Below are 17,414 nucleotides of genomic sequence, written 5' to 3' on the forward strand. Positions count from 1 at the left end.
TCTCGGGGCGGAGCTCAATGGCCGACGCTCTGGTAGTGGTCGAGCTGGCGGCGCCACACGAGGTACGCCAGCACGATCAGGATCACTCCCACCAGCGGGGCGGCCAGCGCCCAGGGGTTGCCGAGCTTGCCCAGCACGACGCTCGCCGGCACGTACGCCACGAACGCGACCGGCAGCACGAACGTGAGCAGCCACTCCACCACGCCGCCGAAGATCCTCATCGGGTACGAGCCGAACTTGCTGAAGACGTCGTCGACGAAGACCCGCAGCGCGAAGGTGTCGATCATGCGCAGCGACAGGGAGCAGAGCGCGAGGAAGAAGGCGGCCTCGATGAGGGCGCCGCCGACGATCGCCAGCAGGCAGAAGGCGATCAGCCAGGCGTTCCACCGGACCTGCGCGTTCTGGCCGGCCACGGCGAACAGCGTCAGGCCCACGAGCAGGTCGCCGAACTGGGCGATGCCCATTCTGTTGCCCATGAGCTGGACGAGGGGGTTGAGGGGGCGCAGCAGGAAGCGGTCGAACTCTCCGTTGAGGACGAGCCACTGGATGTCGTTCACGCTCATCAGGGGGATCATGGCCAGGGCGTGGGCGGTCAGGCGCAGGCCGTACAGGAAGGCGATCTCCGCCAGGCCCCAGCCCGCCAGCGACGGGAAGGTGTGCATCACCACCCAGACGAAGGCGAACCCGGTGCCCTGCCAGATCGCGCCGCTGAGGACGCCGATCACGGTGTTCATGCGGTACTGCAGGGCGCCGCGGGCGGAGGCGCGCTGGAGCAGGACGTACAGCCGCAGGCCGCGGAGGAGTTCAGCCACCCTGGATCACCACCCTCCGGTGCGCCCTCGACCAGGTCAGTTCGAGCAGGCCCCACAGTCCGGCGATCCAGGCGAGCTCAACCACAACAGGTCCTGAAATATCGGAAATGTGGCCGATGTAGATCGCGGCGGGCACGTAGCCCATGTACTTGAAGGGCAGGACCTCGGCCAGCTCGCCCAGGAAGCCGGGGAAGAAGGCGAGCGGCACCATCGTCCCGGCGAAGAACTGGCTGACCAGCCGGTAGAGCAGCGAGATGGCCCCGGTCTCCATGGTCCAGAAGCCGATCAGGCTGATCAGCAGCGCCATTTGCACGGCGATCACGTACCCGAGCACCAGCGTGATCACATAGCCCGGGCCGTTGACCGGCACGGTGATCGAGCCGACCAGCAGGACCACGGGGACGACCGGGGCGAGCAGCAGCAGCCCGCCGGCGGTGTTCCCGACCTGGAAGGCGGCCATCTGCCGGAGGTAGCCGACCGGGCGGGCCAGGTCGAAGAAGACCGTCCCGGTACGGATGCGCTGATGGACGGTGCGGGAGACGAGCGTGTGGGTGGCGAAGGCCTGCAGGTTGGCCAAGGTGAGGTAGGCCAGCAGCGCCTCCAGCGTGAGCCCGGCGGCCACGGGGCGCGCGCCGTACACGGCGGTCCAGATCATGCGCAGCAGGAACACCTGGGCGACCATCGTCACGCAGGTCATGATGATGTTGCTGCGGTAGGCCAGGGCGAGACGGAAGCCGATGCGCGTCATCGGGTGTAGATCCCTTTGATCACGCTCTCCAGGTCGGGTTCCTCGATCGACAGGTCGCGGATGGTGTGTTCGGCGGAGATCCAGGCGATCATGCCCGGCAGGTCGTCGTGGATCTCGAAGACGTAGCGTCCCTCGGCGTCCCGGGACACGCCACGCACCTCCTCCGGCCCGGACTCGAGCAGCACCACCAGCCTCCGGGGCTGGTTCACCAGCGCGTCGATGGCACCGTCGAACAGCACCCGGCCGTGGTCGATGAGGATGATCCGCTTGCACAACGCCTCGACGTCGGCCAGATCGTGCGTGGTCAGGATGACGGTGGTGCGGCCGGCGCGGTTGGTCTCCACGATGAACTCGCGTACGGCCTCCTTGGCCACCACGTCCAGCCCGACGGTCGGCTCGTCGAGATAAAGCAGCGGAGGCTCGTACAGCACGGCCGCGGCCAGGTCGCCCCGCATCCGCTGGCCGAGGCTGAGCTGACGTACTGGAGTGTCGAGGAACTCGTCGAGCCCGAGTAGCTCGCGCACCTTCTTCAGCGACGTCTCGAAGCGCGCGGCGGGAACGTCATAGAGCGAGCCCACCAGCCGTAACGACTCGATCAGCGGCAGGTCCCACCACAGCTGGCTGCGCTGGCCGAAGACCACGCCGACGTTGCGCGCGTTGGCCGAGCGACTGCGCCAGGGCACCAGACCGTTGACCCGCACGGTGCCGCTCGTCGGGGTGAGGATGCCGGTGAGGATCTTGATGGTGGTGGACTTGCCCGCGCCGTTCGGTCCGAGGTAGCCGATGACCTCGCCCTCGTCGATCGCGAAGCTGACGTCGTCGACGGCGGTCTTGTGGTCGTACTGCCGGGTGACCAGTGTGCGTAACGCCCCGAAGGGGCCGGGGAAGGTGCGTGGCCGGCGGAAGACCTTGGTTAATCCCTCGACCCGGATCATGCACGAATACTTTCTTCGGAGCGCGCACGCTGCAACTTGTTTTCACGGCCCCTAGCCGGAGGTGGCCGAGACCCAGATCCGCTTCTGCAACGAGGGTGGTGAATGCGGATGAAGGCCCCGCCATGCCCTGGGCCGCCACGTGGACAGCGACGGCAGCGAACCGATCGAGCAGACTTTTTCACGAGAGCCCGTGCAACGAAACCGCTCGGAAGGCGAGAAGCCATGGTCGATGTGTTCGCGAAATGCCGGCTGCCCGAGACATATCAGTTCGTGAAGGACCTCGGCGTCTACCCCTTTTATCAGGCGATCGAGGAGCGCTCGGACAGGGGCGAGGTCGTGATCGGCGGGCGGGTGCTCGTGCAGGCGGGCTCCAACGACTACCTCGGCCTGTCGGGCGACGAACGCGTGAAGGAGGCAGCGGTCCGGGCGACGCGGCGGCTGGGCACCGGCAGCGGCGGCTCACGCCTCAGCAACGGCTCGCTCGCGCTGCACGAGGAGCTCGAGGCGCGGCTGGCGGCCTTCTTGGGACGGGCGGCGGTCATGGTGACCAGCGCGGGCTATCTGGCCAATCTCGCCCTCGGGGCGCTGATCGGGCCCGGTGACACGGTGATCGGTGACCGGCTGGTCCACGCTTGCCTGATCGACGCCGTACGCTTGGGCGGCGCACGATTACGCCGCTACCGGCACAACGACCTGGACCATCTACAGCGGCTGCTCGACGCCTCCGACCCTGGCGCCGGGCGGCTGATCATCACCGAGGGTATGTTCTCCACCTCCGGCAGCGTGTGCGACCTGCCGGGCATCGCCAAGCTCGCCCGCGCGTACGGCGCCCGCGTGGTCATGGACAGCGCCCACGACATCGGCCTGCTCGGTGCGACCGGCCGAGGGGCGGCCGAGCAGCACGGGCTGGAGAGCGCGGTCGATCTGCAGACCATCACCTTCTCCAAGGCACTCGGCACCCTCGGGGGCGCGGTGGCCGGCCCCGAGGAGATCATCGCTTACCTGCGGCACTACGCGCGGTCCATGGTGTTCACGGCTGCGTTGTCCCCGGCGTGCGCCGCGGCCGCGCTGGCCGCTCTGGAGATCATCATCGCGGAGCCGGGGCGCCGTCACCGTCTGCGGACGGCGGCACAGCGGTTGAGCGGGGAACTGGCCGCGATGGGCTACGCGGTCGTCCCCTCCGACCGGCCGGTCATCGCGGTGCCGGTCGGCGACGACCTCCTGTGCTTCCAGCTGTGGCGGGAGCTGTTCGACGAAGGTGTCTTCACCACCGCCATGATCTCGCCCGGAGTCCCGCCCGGCGAGGCGCTCATCCGGGTCAGCATCACCGCCGCCCACACCGAGGCCCAGGAGGAACGCATCGTGTCGGCGTTCGCGGCGTCGGCCGAGTCGGCTGGGTGTCACCAGGTCGGCGTCGGCCGGGCGCCACCAGGGCGGCGTCGGCCGAGTCGGCCGGGTGGCACCGGGACGGCGTCAGCCGAGCCAGCCCGGCGCCACCAGGACGGCCCAGGCCGCCAGGGGCCCCACCACGACGATCGCCGCGCCGTACGCCAGGAGCTTGCGGTAGAAGGCGTCCCGCTCCATGCCCCTGACGTTGGCCACCAGCAGCGCCCCCGTGGTCGAGAACGGGCTGACGTCCACGATGGCCGACGACACCGACAGCGCCGCGATCATCGCGACCGGGCCCAGGGAGCCCTGGTTGAGCAGCGGCACGGCCAGCGGGACCAGCGCGCCCAGGATGCCCACCGTCGAGGCGAACGCCGACACCACGCCTCCGACGTAGCAGATGAGCAGCGCGACCAGCAGCGGGATGCCGATCGCCGCCACCGCCGAGCCCACGTAGTCGACGGTGCCGATCTCCTGGAGCACGCCCACGTACGTGACGACGCCGCAGATCAGCAGCACGGTCGGCCAGGCCACCCGCTCGACGGCGCCCTTGTTCGTCCTGGGGGAGGTGAGGGACAGGACGACGGCGACGGTGACGGCGGTCAGGCCGACGTCCAGCTTGAACACCAGCACCGCCAGGCAGAGGGCGACGATGCCGGTCAGCGTCAGCGCCTGGTGCGGGGTGAGGCGCAGGCCACCGGACCCCGCGTCGGAGGCGTCGGGGACCGGTTCCGGAGCAGCGGCATCGTCGGCGGTCTCCACGGAGACGGACGTGGCCGCGGCCCCGGGGGCGGACCCGCCGGACGACGGGCCGGGGGCGGCCCCACCCGAAGGCGAGGTGGCCAAAGAGGCGACGGCCGAGGAGGCGGCGGGCGAGGAGGCGGCGGGCGAGGAGGCGGCGGGCGAGGAGGCGGCGGGCGAGGAGGCGGCGGGCGAGGAGGCGGCGGGCGTAGAGGTGGCGGGTGAAGGGGAGACGGGTGCAGGGGCGGGCGCGTCGGGGGAGACGGCGCCGCGATTGACCAGGTGACGGCCGCCGAAGATGAAGAACACGACCGCCGCCGCAGCCGCGTTGAACGCGAAGCTCGACAGGAACAGCACCAGGTCGTCGCCGGGCAGCTTCGCGTCCCTGGACACCCCGTTCACGATCCCGCCCAGCACGCTGATCGGCGAGAACGCGCCCGCCTGCGTGCCGTGCGCCACCATGAGCCCGATCAGCATCGGATGGATCCGGTAGTCGGCCGCGAACCCGAAAGCGATGGGCGCCAGGATCGCCGCCACCGCCGGGGCCGGCGCGCCCACGGCCGTCAGCAGCGCCGAGATGGCGAACACCACGATCGGGATGGCGGCCAGCCGGCCGCGCACCAGGTGCACGGCGGCCCGTACGAGCCAGTCGACCGTGCCGTTGTTGGTGGCGATCGCGAACAGCAGCGTCACCCCGACCAGGATCACGAACAGGCTGCCGGGGAAGGCCCCCAGGATGTCGTCCGTGCTCATCCCGGCGGCCAGCGTGCCGACGAGGAAGGCGCCGACCAGGGCCAGCGCGCCCAGGTTCACGGGGAAGAGGGTCGCGATGACGAACATGACGATGAGGGCGAGAATGGACAGGAGCTCTGCGGACACTGCGTACTCCGATCTCCCCCGAGCGTTATGGCAGGTCGACCACCTGGTGGAGGAGCTCGACCGGATGGCGGGCAGCGCGTCCCGCGCCGTGGGCGATCTGCTGGCGGCACGAGACCCCCGTGGCCGCCAGCAGGGTGTCGGGCGAGGATGCGGCGATCGCCGGGAAGAGCCGGAGGTCGCCGATCTTCATGGACAGGTCGTAGTGCTCGCTCTCGAATCCGAACGAACCGGCCATGCCGCAGCAGCCGGCGTCGATCTCTTCCACCTTCGCTCCCGGGATCCTGGACAGCAGCTCGCGCGTGGCCGCGGTGCCGACGACGGCCTTCTCGTGGCAGTGGCCGTGCAGGAGGATCCGGCGCCCGCTCAGCCCACCGTTCAGCGGCAGCGAGCCGTCGTCGACGGCCTCCGCCAGCAGCTCGGGGATGAGCCTGGCCCGCGCCGCCACCGCCGCCACCCGGGGGTCGCCGGGAAGCAGCGCGGCGTACTCGTCCTTGAGCGTGAGCAGGCAGGACGGCTCCAGACCGACGATCGGCGCGTCCGAGCCGGCGAGCCGGCTGACCATGGCCTCGGCCATCGCGCGGGCCCGGTCCAGCAGCCCCTTGGAGATGCTGGAGCGGCCGCAGCAGCCCTCCGACTCCAGGCGCACCCGGTAGCCGGCGCGCTCCAGCAGCTCGACGGCGGCCCGCCCGATGCCGGGCTCGCTGAAGGAGGTGAAGGAGTCCGCGAGCAGGATCACTTCCCGCTGACCGGCGGCGGGCGGCCGGCGGGCGAACCAGCGGAGCAGGTTGTCGCGGCGGAAGCGGGGCAGGGGCCGCCGCGTGCTCAGCCCGAGCGGCCCGCGCAGGGGGGCGGCCAGCCAGTTCGACAGGGGCGCGGTGGCCGAGCCGAGCCGGTTGAGCGTCCGGATCGCCCCGAACAGCCGCGACCGCGCCGGCACCCCGTGGGTCTCCTGGTACTGGTGCAGGAACTCGCTCTTCATCGCCGCCATGTCCACGCCCAGCGGGCACTCCGACTGGCAGGCCTTGCACTCCAGGCAGAGGTCGAGGATCCCGTGCAGCCGCCCGTCGCCGAGAGCCTGCCGGGGGTCGTCCGAGGACAGGGCCTTGACCAGGGCGTTGGCGCGGCCCCGGGTGGAGTGCTCCTCCTCGCGGGTGGCCATGTACGACGGGCACATGACGCCCGTGTCGTCCTTGCGGCAGACCCCGACGTTCATGCACCGGTCGGCGGCGGCGTGCATGCCGTCCGCGAACGACAGGGTGGTGCGCAGCGGGCGCGGCGCGGGCATCGCGGGATCGCGCAGGTGCTCCGTCATCGGGGGCGCGTCCACGATCTTGCCGGGGTTCAGCAGGCCGCGCGGGTCGAAGGCGTGCTTGATCCGCCGCATCGCCTCGTAGACCCCGTCGCCGAACAGCCGCCGGTTGAACTCGGAGCGCGCCAGCCCGTCGCCGTGCTCGCTGGAGTTGACGCCGCCGTGCCGGGCGGCCAGCTCGGCGATCTCCTCGGCGACCGCGCGCATGGTGCCGATCTCGCCGGGCACGCGCAGGTCGACGAAGGGGCGGATGTGCAGGCAGCCGACCGAGCAGTGGCCGTAGAAGCCCGCCGAAAGCCCGTGCCGGGAGAGGATCTCCGCGAACTCCTCGACGTACGGCAGCAGCCGCTCCGGCGGCACGGCCGTGTCCTCGACGAACGCCAGCGGCCTGCGGCTGCCCACGCTGGAGGCCATCAGCAGCCCGAGCCCCGCCTTGCGGACCTTGAGCACGGCGGCCTGCTGCCCGGCGGTGACGGCCCGCAGGGTGTGGTAGCCGTGGCCGTTCGCCTTCCAGGTGGCGGCGAGCTTGTCCACGCGGTCGGCCACCTCGGCGGGACTGTCGCCGAAGAACTCGACGAACAGCAGCGCCTCGGGGTCGCCGGACAGGATGTCGCCGAGCCCGGCGTAGTCCACGCGCCGCCTGGACAAGCCGAGGATGGCCTTGTCGATCAGCTCGACCGAGGCGGCCTCGAAGGAGAGCGCGTCCGCGGTGGCAGCGATGGCGGACGGCGTGGAGGTGAAGTGGCCGACGGCGATGGCCTTGGCCCGGGGCCGGTCCACCAGCCCGACCGTGGCCTCGGTCACCACGGCCAGCGTGCCCTCGGAGCCGACGACCAGCCTGGTGAGGTCGGGCAGGTCACGGGCGGCCAGGTCCAGGCGGTAGCCGCCCGAGTGCCGCCAGAAGCGCGGGAACCCGGACAGGTCCACCCCCCGCAGCGCCCCGGCCACGGCCGCGCCCAGGCGGGCGTCGGAGCGCAGGTCGGGCGTGGTGGCGTCGGCGAGCACCACCCGCAGCGACTCGACGTGGTCCACGGTGGACCCGTAGAGCACGGAGTGGCTGCCCGCCGAGTTGTTGCCGATCATGCCGCCGATCGTGGCCCGGTTGCTGGTCGAGGTGTCGGGCCCGAACATCAGCCCGTGCTTGCGGGCCGCCCGGTTGAGCTGGTCCTGCACGACGCCAGGCTGCACGCGGGCGGTCCTGCCGTCGATCTCCAGGATGCGGTTCATGTGGCGGGAGAAGTCGACGACCACCGCGGCGCCGACCGTCTGCCCGGCCAGGCTGGTGCCCGCCCCGCGCGGCAGCACCGGCACCCCCAGCTCGCCGCAGGCCGCGACCAGCGCCTGGACGTCGCCGGCGTGCCGGGGGAAGGCGACGGCGAGCGGCTCGATGGCGTACATGCTGGCGTCGGAGGAGTACAGATGCCTGGTGTACGGATCGTCCCTGACGTCTCCTTCGAGCAGCCGGGACAGGGTCCGGGCCAGGGTCATTCGGCCCCCTCCAGGTAGGCCAGCGCGGCGCGCGTCCCGCCTTCCTTGATCGGCACCCCGGCCGCGCTCAGCCCCATCTCGACACCGCTCAGCGTGCCGGCCAGCGTCAGGTCGTTGAAGTGGCCGAGGTGGCCGATCCGGAAGACGCGCCCGGCGAGCCGCCCGAGCCCGGTGCCGAGCGACATGTCGTACCGATCGAGGATGAGCTTCCTGACCGCGTCGGCGTCGTGCCCGTCCGGCATCAGCACCGCGGTGAGCGAGCTCGAGTGCTCCCGCTCGTCGGCGCAGAGCACCTCGAGCCCCCACGCCCGTACGGCGCGCCGCGTCGCCTCCGCGTGCCGGTCGTGGCGGCGGAAGACCTCGGCCAGCCCCTCCTCCTCCAGCAGCATGACGAGCGCCTCGCGCAGCCCGTAGAGCAGGTTGGTGGGCGGCGTGTACGGGTAGAAGCCGCCGCGGTTGGCCGCGATGATCGGCTCCCAGTCCCAGTACGAGCGGGGCAGCCGCCCCCGGTGGGCCAGCGCCTTCGGGCTGACCGCGTTGAGCCCGATGCCGGGCGGCAGCATGAGCCCCTTCTGGGAGCAGCCGACGGTCACATCCACGCCCCATTCGTCGTGGCGGTAGTCCATCGAGCCCAGCGACGAGATCGTGTCCACCAGCAGCAGCGGGGAGTGCCCGGTCCGGTCGACGGCCGCGCGGATCTCCGGGATCCGGCTGCGCACGCCGGTCGAGGTCTCGTTGTGCACGACCATGACGGCGGCGTGCTCGGCGGTGAGGCGGCCGGCGATCGCGTCGGGGTCGGCGCCGTGCCGCCAGTCGCCGGGCACCAGGTCGACGACCAGCCCCAGCCGGGCGGCCATCTCGCACCACAGCGCGGAGAAGTGCCCGGTCTCGTACGCCAGCACCCTGTCCCCGGGCGAGAGCGTGTTGACCAGCGCCGCCTCCCACGCGCCCGTCCCCGACGACGGGTAGACGATCACGTGGTGGCGGGTCCGGAAGACCGCCCTCAGCCGCTCCAGGACCTCGCCGGCCAGGCGGGCGAAGGTGGGGCCGCGGTGATCGACGGTGGGCTGGGCGATGGCGCGCAGCACCCGGTCGGGAACGTTGGTCGGCCCTGGGATCTGCAGGAAATGACGCCCCACGTCTTGACGCGCCTCATGGCGATCCTTCGGATCGCGGTTCGGTCGCTGGGGTCCTGTGTCTTCCCTCGTCTCTCCGGTCGCTTCGCTCCCTGCGTTCCTCAGTCCAGACACAGGCGCTCCCTCACGCGTGCCGTGTCACGGCACGGCGTGCCGTGTTGCGGTTCACTAACATTAAAATCGGTCCGCAGAGGAGTCAATGGATGCAGAACGTGATCAACGCCCTCCGGGTGCTCGAAGAGGTCGCCGCCCGCCAGCCCGCCGGAGTCGGGGAGCTGGCCCGGGTGCTGGGCCTGCCCAAGAGCACGGTGCAGCGCTCGCTGCGGACGCTGCACGAGGCCGGGTGGATCAGGCCCGCCGCGGGCGAGATCACGCGCTGGCAGGTGACGAGCAAGGCGTTCCAGGTCGGCCGCAGGACGGAGCTGGGCCTGCGGGACGCGGCGATGCCGGTCATGGAGCAGCTGCGGCAGCGCACCGGGGAGACGATCCACCTGATGGTGCCGGAGGGTGACGCGGTCGTCCTGATCGAGCGGCTGGAGACCGACAAGCCGCTGCGCATCGTGCTGCCGCTCGGCATCAGGCTCCCGCTGCACGCCTCGGCCAACGGCAAGGCCGTGCTCGCGCACAGGTCCGCCCCGCTGCCGGAGCTCGCGTCGTACACGGACACGACGATCATCGACCCCGAGGCGCTGGCCGCCGAGCTGGCGGCGGTCCGGGCGCGGGGTTACGCGGACAACCGCGGTGAGTGGCGCTCCGACATCGCGGCCGTCGCCGCCGCCGTGCTGGGCCCGGACGGCCCGGTCGCCAGCCTCAGCGTCTCCACCCCCGCCAGCCGCATGCCGGAGGAGCTGCGCGGCGAGTACGGCAAGTTGGTCACCCAGGCGGCCCGCACTCTGACGGACTCCCTGACCTGAGGGTGGCTGAACGGCAACTTGCCACCTGAGCATCCGGAAACTTTCTGGAAATGCAGGGTGCCGAATGCTGGCCTGACCCTGCGGTGATCAGCGCGAATATAACGGTTTGCACCCTCTTGACACGCCGAAACCTGGACCCATAAGTTGCCGCAATATTAACGGGAATTCCTTGAAAGTTTCGGCGGCAGGCCGGCGAAGAGCCGAAAGGGTGGCATGAGGGGCCAGGTACCAATCGACAAGTGGCGGGACACGCGGCTGACGGCCGCCGAGCGGGCCGAGGTGCTCATCCCGCTCATGACGCTGGAGGAGAAGATCGCCCAGCTCGTGGGCGTCTGGGTCGGCGCCGACGCGTCAGGGGGAGGCGTCGCCCCGCACCAGGCCGACATGGCGGGCGTGGAGTGGAGCGACGTCATCGCCCACGGGCTGGGCCAGCTGACCCGCCCGTTCGGCACGGCGCCGGTCGATCCCGTCGCCGGCGCGCGCTCGCTGGCCGCCTCGCAGGCCCAGATCGTGGCCGCCAGCAGGTTCGGGATCCCGGCCCAGGTCCACGAGGAGTGCCTGACCGGCTTCGCCGCCTGGCGGGCGACGGTGTACCCGGCGCCGCTGAGCTGGGGCGCCTCCTTCGACCCCGAGCTGATCGAGGAGGTGGCCGGGCGGATCGGCCGATCCATGCGGGCCGCCGGCATCCACCAGGGCCTGGCCCCGGTCCTCGACGTCACCCGCGACTACCGCTGGGGCCGCACCGAGGAGACGATCGGCGAGGACCCCTACCTGGTCGGGACGGTCGGCGCGGCCTACGTGCGCGGGCTCGAGGGCGCGGGCCTCGTCGCCACGCTGAAGCACTTCGCCGGCTACTCCGCCTCCCGGGGCGGCCGCAACCTCGCCCCCGCCCACATGGGAGGCAGGGAACTGGCGGACGTGATCCTGCCGCCGTTCGAGATGGCTCTGCGCCTGGGCGGCGCCCGGTCGGTGATGAACTCCTACGCCGAGATCGACGGCGTCCCCGTCGCGGCCGACGAGGAGCTGCTGACCGGGCTGCTGCGCGAGGAGTGGGGATTCGCGGGCACGGTGGTCGCCGACTACTTCTCCATCCGGTTCCTGCACAAGCTGCACGGCGTCGCGGCGGAGGCCGCCGACGCGGCCGGGCTCGCGCTGCGGGCCGGGATCGACGTTGAGCTGCCCACGGTGGACACCTTCGGCCCCCCGCTGATCGAGGCCGTGAAGTCGGGACAGGTCGACGAGGCGCTCATCGACCGCGCGCTGGCCCGGGTGCTGGCGCAGAAGGCCGAGCTGGGGCTGCTCGACGAGGACTGGCGGCCGCTGCCCGGCGACGCCGCCGACGTGCGGCTCGACGACGAGGAGAGCCAGGAGCTCGCCCTGCGCCTGGCGCGCGAGTCGATCGTGCTGGTGCGCAACACCGGCGGCGTCCTGCCGCTCGCCCCGGGCCGGCGGGTGGCGCTCGTGGGGCCGGTGGCCGACGACCCGATGGCGATGCTCGGCTGCTACGCCTTCCCCGCGCACGTGGGCCCGCACCCCGAGCACGGGCTCGGGCTCGACCTCCCGTCGCTGCGCGAGGCGCTCGGCGCGCTGGTCCCCGATCTCTCGTACGAGCCGGGCTGCGAGATCACCGGCGACGACACCTCCGGGATCGCGGCGGCCGTCGCCGCGGCGGCGGACAGCGACGTGTGCGTGCTCGCCGTCGGCGACCGGGCGGGGCTGTTCGGGCGCGGCACCTCCGGCGAGGGGTGCGACGCCGCCGACCTGCGCCTGCCGGGCGTGCAGTCCGAGCTGGTCCGGGCGGTGCTCGCGACCGGCACCCCGGTGGTCCTGGTGCTGCTGGCCGGGCGGCCGTACGCGCTGGGCCCGGAGTTCGACGCGGCCGCGGCCGTCGTCTACGGCTTCTTCCCCGGCCAGCGGGGCGGCCAGGCGCTGGCGGAGGTGCTCACCGGCGCCGTCAACCCGACCGGCCGGCTGCCGGTCAGCGTGCCGCGCCACGCCGGCGGCCTGCCTGCCACCTACCTGTCGCCGTGGCTCGGGCGCCGTACGCAGGTGTCGTCGGTGGACCCGACGCCCGCGTACTCGTTCGGGCACGGGCTGAGCTACACCACGTTCGAGTGGGAGCCCCTCGACACGGACACGGACACGGACACGGGTGCGGCCGAGTGGCCGGTGGACGGCGAGGTCACCGTCGGGGTGAGCGTCCGCAACACCGGATCGCGGGCCGGTGCCGAGGTCGTCCAGCTCTACCTGCACGACCCGGTCGCGCAGACCACCAGGCCGGTGGTGCGGCTGGTCGGCTACGCCCGCGTCCCGCTGGAGGCCGGGCAGGCCGCCCGCGTGGAGTTCACCGTCCCGGCCGACGCCGCGTCGTTCACCGGCGTGCGCGGCCGGCGCATCGTCGAGCCCGGCGACGTCGAGCTGCGCTTCGCGCGCTCCAGCGGGGACGCCGCGACGGACCCGGTAACGGCCGTGCCTCTACGCCTGACCGGCGCCGAGCGCGAGCTCGGTCACGACAGGAACCTGCTGGTCATGGCTCGTATCACACGGGAAGGAGCGGGATGAGCACAACGTCGTTGGACAATCCGCCGCGAGACGCGCGGGCGGCGGGACCGGCGCCCAGCCGGCGCAGACGGGCCAAACCCGGCACCTGGCGGCACGCGATCCGCCGCGACTGGCAGCTGTACTCGCTGGCGATCCTGCCGCTGCTGTTCTTCGCGATCTTCCGGTACCTCCCGATGCTCGGCAACGTGATCGCCTTCCGCAAGTTCGAGCCCGGCGGGAGCATCTTCGGCGAGACCTGGGTGGGCCTGCGGTACGTGAAGATGTTCCTGAACGACCCGTCGTTCTGGACCGTGTTCGCCAACACGCTCATCCTCGGCGCGCTGACCCTGCTGTTCTGCTTCCCGCTGCCGATCGTGCTGGCGCTGCTGCTCAACGAGGTGCGCAACCGGCGCGTGAAGCGGTTCCTGCAGTCGGTGTCCTACCTGCCGCACTTCCTGTCGATGGTCATCGTGGCCGGCATCGTCATGCAGATGCTGGCCATCGACGGGCCGGTGAACCAGATCGTCAAGGTGTTCGGCGGGGAGCCCACCGCGTTCCTGCAGAAACCGGAGTGGTTCCGCACGATCTTCGTCTCGTCGGAGGTCTGGCAGACCGTCGGCTGGGGCACCATCCTCTACCTGGCCGCGCTGACCACCATCGACGAGCAGCTCTACGAGGCGGCCCGGATGGACGGCGCCGGCCGGTGGCGGCAGATCTGGCACGTCACCCTGCCGGGCATCCGGCCGACGGCGATCACGCTGCTGATCCTCAACATCGGCACGTTCATGGCCGTGGGCTTCGAGAAGGTCCTGCTGCTGTACAACCCGCTGACCTATCCGACCGCGGACGTGATCTCCACGTACCTGTACCGGATGGGCGTGGAGTCCAGCAACCTCAGCTACGCCGCCGCGATCGGCCTGTTCGAGGCCCTGGTCGGCGTGGTGCTGATCCTCTCGGCGAACCTGATCTCCCGCCGCACAGTTGGGACGAGCCTGTGGTGACCCTCGAGAAGACCCGTGGCTACCGCGCCTTCCAGGTGGTCAACGCCGTCATCCTGAGCGGCGTCGTGATCGTGACGCTCTACCCCTTCCTCAACATCCTCGCCCGCTCGTTCAGCGAGGAGCGCTACATCGTCGGCGGGCAGGTCAACCTCATCCCGCGCGGGTTCAACATCACGACCTACAAGCTCGTGGTGTCGGACCCGACGTTCTGGACGAACTACGGCAACACGATTGTCTACACCGTCGTGGCCACGGCGATCGCCATGCTGCTGACGACGTGCTACGCGTACGTGCTGTCCAAGAAGCACCTCAGGGGCCGCACGTTCCTGATCTGGGTCGCCGTCTTCACCATGATCTTCTCCGGCGGCCTGATCCCCAACTACGTGCTGGTCAACGGCCTCGGGCTGACCAACTCCATCTGGGCCATCGTCCTGCCCAACGCCATCAGCGTCTTCAACCTCCTGGTCATGAAGGCGTTCTTCGAGGGACTGCCGCAGGAGCTGGAGGAGGCCGCCGCCATCGACGGCCTGAACACCTACGGCGTCCTGTGGCGGGTGGTGCTGCCGCTGTCGAAGGCGGTCATCGCCACGATGGTGCTGTTCTACGCGGTCTCGTTCTGGAACTCGTGGTTCACGGCGTTCCTCTACCTGAACAAGACCGAGTTGTTCCCCGTGACCATCTACCTGCGCAATCTCATCGCGGGCGCCACCGGCGCCGAGTCCGCGGGTGCGTCGCTCAGCGAGGCGTCGGCGGCGGCGGCCAACATCCAGTCGGTGACGATCATGCTCACCGTCCTCCCCATCCTGGCGGTCTACCCCTTCGTGCAGAGGTACTTCGTCTCGGGCGTCATGCTCGGCGCGGTCAAGGGTTAACCACTGTCCTCCCGAAAGGATCCCCCCATGCAGCACATCTCCCGCCGTCAGGCACTCCTCGGGCTGGGTGCGCTCACTCTTGCCGTCGCCGGCTGCGGCGCGGACGAGGCTCCGAAGAAGGCCGCCGACGTGTCCGCGAACAAGGCGGGCGCGATGGCCAACTACGGAGTCAACCAGCAGTTCAAGGCCACCGAGCCGGTCTCGTTCGACGCGCTCTACAACAACCACCCGTTCTACCCGGACAAGAGCGACTGGCTGTTCTGGCAGGAGCTGACCAAGCGGACCAACGTGACGATCAAGCCGGTGGAGGTGCCGCTCAGCGACTACGAGAAGAAGCGCGGCCTGCTGGTGGGCTCCGGCCAGGCCCCGCTCATCATCCCGAAGACCTACCACCCGGCCGAGGAGGCGTTCGTCTCCTCCGGCGCCGTCCTGCCGGTCAGCGACTACTTCGACCTGATGCCCAACTTCAAGGACAAGGTCGCCAAGTGGAAGATGGAGCCGGAGCTGGACACGCTGCGCCAGGCCGACGGCCGCATCTACCTGCTGCCGGGCCTCCACGAGGAGATCTGGATCGACTACTCCCTGGCCGTGCGGACCGACATCCTCGAGAAGCACAAGCTGGAGGTCCCGAAGACCTGGGATGACCTCTACACCCTGCTCAAGGCGCTGAAGAAGGAATACCCCGACCTCTACCCGATGACCGACCGGTTCGGCGTCCCCACGCCCGGCGGCAACCTGTTCAAGCTCGTCGCCCAGGCCTACGGCGCCAAGGGCGGCTGGCAGTACCAGCACGCGACCTTCGACGCCACGGCCGGCAAGTTCGTCTACACCGGCGCGATGCCGCAGTACAAGCAGATGCTGGAGTACCTGAACAAGCTGGTGAAGGAGAAGCTGCTCGACCCGGAGAGCTTCACCCAGCAGGACGAGCAGGCCAAGCAGAAGTTCAACTCCGGCAAGTCGTTCGTGATCAGCGCGAACGCGCAGTCGATCGTCAACGACTACCGCCCGACGCTGAGCAAGCTCGTCCCCGGCGCCAAGGTCGCCAAGATCCCGGTGCCCGTGGGCCCGGTCGGCGAGTACAAGATCGACACTCGGCTCGAGAACGGCATCATGATCTCCAAGAAGGCGCTGGAGAACAAGAACTTCGTCGCCATGATGCAGTTCGTCGACTGGCTCTGGTACTCCGACCAGGGCGAGGAGTTCGCCAAGTGGGGCGTCGAGGGCACGACGTACACCAAGGACGCCTCGGGCGCCTTCAAGCTCGCCAAGGACATCGACTTCGTCGGCCTCAACCCCGGCGCGCCCAAGCACCTGCAGAAGGACTTCGGCTTCTCCAACGGCGTGTTCGCCTACGGCGGCACCACCAAGCTGCTGAACTCCACCTTCTCCGAGGAGGAGGTGGCCTTCCAGGACGTGATGAACGCCAGGAAGGACTGGCCGGTCGAGCCGCCGCACCCGTTCAACGACGAGGAGCGCGAGCAGGCCACGCTGTGGGAGACGCCGCTGAAGGACTACGTCACCCAGCAGACGCTCAAGTTCGTCCTCGGCGAGCGTGACCTGAGCGAGTGGGACGCCTACGTCAAGGAGCTGGAGGCCAAGAACATGACCTCCTACATGAACCTCGTCAACTCCGCCTACGAGCGCTTCAAGAAGGACCACGGCTGACTGCGCTCGTCGGTGAGCGAGGAGAAGGGCAATGCGTGGGCGGCGTGGCGCGAGCTGGGCCGCCCGCGCTCGCCGCGGCCCAGGGAGCTCGACGTGCTGCGGGAGGCGGCCGAGCCCGTGCGCTCCCACCGGAGCCTGCCCGGCGCGGACGGTCGCGTGGACCTGGATCTCCGGCTCGACCGCCACGAGGTTACGCTGGTCGAGCTCACACCGGTGGTGGACCGCACGCCGCCGTGGTGGGACGACAGGCGGCTGCTCGGCCTGGGAGAGGAGAGCCGATGAGCGAGGTGTCGGCGGGGCGGCGGTTCGGCGAGGGCCCGCTCTCGCGCGCCGCCACGCTGATCTACAGCCTGCTGGTGGTCGAGGGCCTGTTCCTCGTCGCAACCGCGCCCGGCCTGATCGCGCTGACCCTGCTCGGCGGCGACGCCGCCAACGTGCCGCTGGTGGCGGCCTGCGCGCTGCCGCTCGGCCCCGCGCTGTCGGCCGCCCTCTACGCGCTGCGCCACCGCAGCCGGGACCTGACGGACCTGCGTCCGGCGGCGGCGTTCTGGCGCGGTTACAAGGCCAACGTGCGCGGCGTGCTGAAGATCTGGGTGCCGTGGCTCGTCGCGCTGGCCGTCGTCGGGACGAACCTGGCGAACTTCGCCGTCGCCGGCGTCCCGGGGTGGTGGGCGGTGCTGCTCGTGCTCGTCGCGCTGGCGGCGCTGCTGTGGGCGGCCAACGCGCTGGTGATCACGTCGCTGTTCGCGTTCCGGGCGGTGGACGTGGCGCGGCTGGCGTCGTACTTCCTCATGCGCCACCCGAAGGCCGCCCTCGGCAACGCGTCGCTGCTGATCGTGGCGGGCGGCATCACCATGGTCGCCACCGAGCTGGCGCCCGCCCTGCTGGCCTCGGCGTTCGCCGCGGCCCTGCTGTGGAACAGCCGCCCGGTGATCGCCGAGGTCCGCGAGCGCTTCACCGCCTGAGGAGTCGCGGGCGCGGATCGAG

13 protein-coding genes and 1 pseudogene are annotated in these 17,414 nt (G+C 70.6%); 8 read left to right on the top strand and 6 right to left on the bottom strand.

Annotation, left to right across the window (positions count from 1 at the left end; genetic code table 11):
- Positions 1–14: 14 nt before the first annotated feature.
- From AB0L65_RS25175 to AB0L65_RS25185, 3 genes are read right to left on the bottom strand one after another with little or no spacing between them, the layout of a single operon-like run.
- Entirely contained in the window at positions 15–812 is a 798-nt protein-coding gene (locus tag AB0L65_RS25175) for an ABC-2 family transporter protein (protein WP_364249366.1), read from the bottom strand.
- Positions 805–1,560: an ABC-2 family transporter protein gene (locus tag AB0L65_RS25180; RefSeq protein WP_364249368.1), complete on the bottom strand. Its 756-nt coding sequence runs from the start codon at positions 1,558–1,560 to the stop codon at positions 805–807. The genes AB0L65_RS25175 and AB0L65_RS25180 overlap by 8 nt, the downstream gene beginning before the upstream one ends.
- Entirely contained in the window at positions 1,557–2,495 is a 939-nt protein-coding gene (locus AB0L65_RS25185; RefSeq protein WP_364249370.1) for an ATP-binding cassette domain-containing protein, read from the bottom strand. The genes AB0L65_RS25180 and AB0L65_RS25185 overlap by 4 nt, the downstream gene beginning before the upstream one ends.
- A gap of 222 nt (positions 2,496–2,717) precedes the next feature.
- On the opposite strand from AB0L65_RS25185, the pseudogene AB0L65_RS25190 reads away from it, so the two are divergent.
- A pseudogene (locus tag AB0L65_RS25190) lies at positions 2,718–3,806 on the top strand (aminotransferase class I/II-fold pyridoxal phosphate-dependent enzyme); the annotation flags it as partial.
- Positions 3,807–3,968: 162 nt separating this feature from the next.
- Here AB0L65_RS25190 and AB0L65_RS25195 read toward each other — a convergent pair.
- From AB0L65_RS25195 to AB0L65_RS25205, 3 genes are read right to left on the bottom strand one after another with little or no spacing between them, the layout of a single operon-like run.
- The gene (locus AB0L65_RS25195) at positions 3,969–5,501 is read right to left on the bottom strand and encodes an SLC13 family permease (RefSeq protein WP_364249372.1); all 1,533 of its coding nucleotides are present in this window, start codon (positions 5,499–5,501) and stop codon (positions 3,969–3,971) included.
- 25 nt (positions 5,502–5,526) lie between these two features.
- The gene (locus AB0L65_RS25200; protein WP_364249374.1) at positions 5,527–8,298 is read right to left on the bottom strand and encodes an FAD-linked oxidase C-terminal domain-containing protein; all 2,772 of its coding nucleotides are present in this window, start codon (positions 8,296–8,298) and stop codon (positions 5,527–5,529) included.
- On the bottom strand, positions 8,295–9,437 hold the full coding sequence (locus AB0L65_RS25205) for an aminotransferase class V-fold PLP-dependent enzyme (RefSeq protein WP_364249376.1): 1,143 nt from the start codon (positions 9,435–9,437) through the stop codon (positions 8,295–8,297). The genes AB0L65_RS25200 and AB0L65_RS25205 overlap by 4 nt, the downstream gene beginning before the upstream one ends.
- Positions 9,438–9,637: 200 nt before the next feature.
- Between AB0L65_RS25205 and AB0L65_RS25210 the strand changes: the two genes are divergently transcribed.
- From AB0L65_RS25210 to AB0L65_RS25240, 7 genes are all read left to right on the top strand, one after another.
- Positions 9,638–10,348 carry an IclR family transcriptional regulator gene (locus AB0L65_RS25210; RefSeq protein ID WP_364249378.1) on the top strand — a complete coding sequence of 237 codons (711 nt, stop codon included), beginning with the start codon at positions 9,638–9,640 and terminating at the stop codon, positions 10,346–10,348.
- A 213-nt stretch (positions 10,349–10,561) separates the two neighbouring features.
- On the top strand, positions 10,562–12,910 hold the full coding sequence (locus AB0L65_RS25215; protein ID WP_364249380.1) for a glycoside hydrolase family 3 N-terminal domain-containing protein: 2,349 nt from the start codon (positions 10,562–10,564) through the stop codon (positions 12,908–12,910).
- The gene (locus AB0L65_RS25220) at positions 12,907–13,890 is read left to right on the top strand and encodes an ABC transporter permease subunit (protein ID WP_350727790.1); all 984 of its coding nucleotides are present in this window, start codon (positions 12,907–12,909) and stop codon (positions 13,888–13,890) included. Before AB0L65_RS25215 ends, AB0L65_RS25220 begins: the two co-directional genes overlap by 4 nt.
- Positions 13,887–14,762 carry a carbohydrate ABC transporter permease gene (locus AB0L65_RS25225; RefSeq protein WP_357739936.1) on the top strand — a complete coding sequence of 292 codons (876 nt, stop codon included), beginning with the start codon at positions 13,887–13,889 and terminating at the stop codon, positions 14,760–14,762. Before AB0L65_RS25220 ends, AB0L65_RS25225 begins: the two co-directional genes overlap by 4 nt.
- Positions 14,763–14,789: 27 nt before the next feature.
- A complete protein-coding gene (locus AB0L65_RS25230) occupies positions 14,790–16,427 on the top strand; it encodes an extracellular solute-binding protein (protein WP_364249383.1) in 1,638 nt (545 codons plus the stop codon).
- 12 nt (positions 16,428–16,439) lie between these two features.
- A complete protein-coding gene (locus AB0L65_RS25235) occupies positions 16,440–16,709 on the top strand; it encodes a hypothetical protein (RefSeq protein ID WP_364249385.1) in 270 nt (89 codons plus the stop codon).
- Entirely contained in the window at positions 16,706–17,392 is a 687-nt protein-coding gene (locus AB0L65_RS25240) for a DUF624 domain-containing protein (RefSeq protein WP_364249387.1), read from the top strand. The genes AB0L65_RS25235 and AB0L65_RS25240 overlap by 4 nt, the downstream gene beginning before the upstream one ends.
- The last annotated feature ends 22 nt before the right edge of the window (positions 17,393–17,414 follow it).

The sequence above is a fragment of the Nonomuraea sp. NPDC052116 genome (genome assembly GCF_040680035.1).
GTDB classification, from domain to species: domain Bacteria; phylum Actinomycetota; class Actinomycetes; order Streptosporangiales; family Streptosporangiaceae; genus Nonomuraea; species Nonomuraea angiospora_A.

What these genes read in the sequence shown, in the direction of transcription:
- AB0L65_RS25210 (WP_364249378.1), top strand. Translation starts at nt 9,638, where the DNA reads ATGCAGAACGTGATCAACGCCCTCCGGGTGCTCGAAGAGGTCGCCGCC.
- AB0L65_RS25220 (WP_350727790.1), top strand. Translation starts at nt 12,907, where the DNA reads ATGAGCACAACGTCGTTGGACAATCCGCCGCGAGACGCGCGGGCGGCG.
- AB0L65_RS25185 (WP_364249370.1), bottom strand. Translation starts at nt 2,495, where the DNA reads ATGATCCGGGTCGAGGGATTAACCAAGGTCTTCCGCCGGCCACGCACC.
- AB0L65_RS25215 (WP_364249380.1), top strand. Translation starts at nt 10,562, where the DNA reads ATGAGGGGCCAGGTACCAATCGACAAGTGGCGGGACACGCGGCTGACG.
- AB0L65_RS25240 (WP_364249387.1), top strand. Translation starts at nt 16,706, where the DNA reads ATGAGCGAGGTGTCGGCGGGGCGGCGGTTCGGCGAGGGCCCGCTCTCG.
- AB0L65_RS25180 (WP_364249368.1), bottom strand. Translation starts at nt 1,560, where the DNA reads ATGACGCGCATCGGCTTCCGTCTCGCCCTGGCCTACCGCAGCAACATC.
- AB0L65_RS25230 (WP_364249383.1), top strand. Translation starts at nt 14,790, where the DNA reads ATGCAGCACATCTCCCGCCGTCAGGCACTCCTCGGGCTGGGTGCGCTC.
- AB0L65_RS25200 (WP_364249374.1), bottom strand. Translation starts at nt 8,298, where the DNA reads ATGACCCTGGCCCGGACCCTGTCCCGGCTGCTCGAAGGAGACGTCAGG.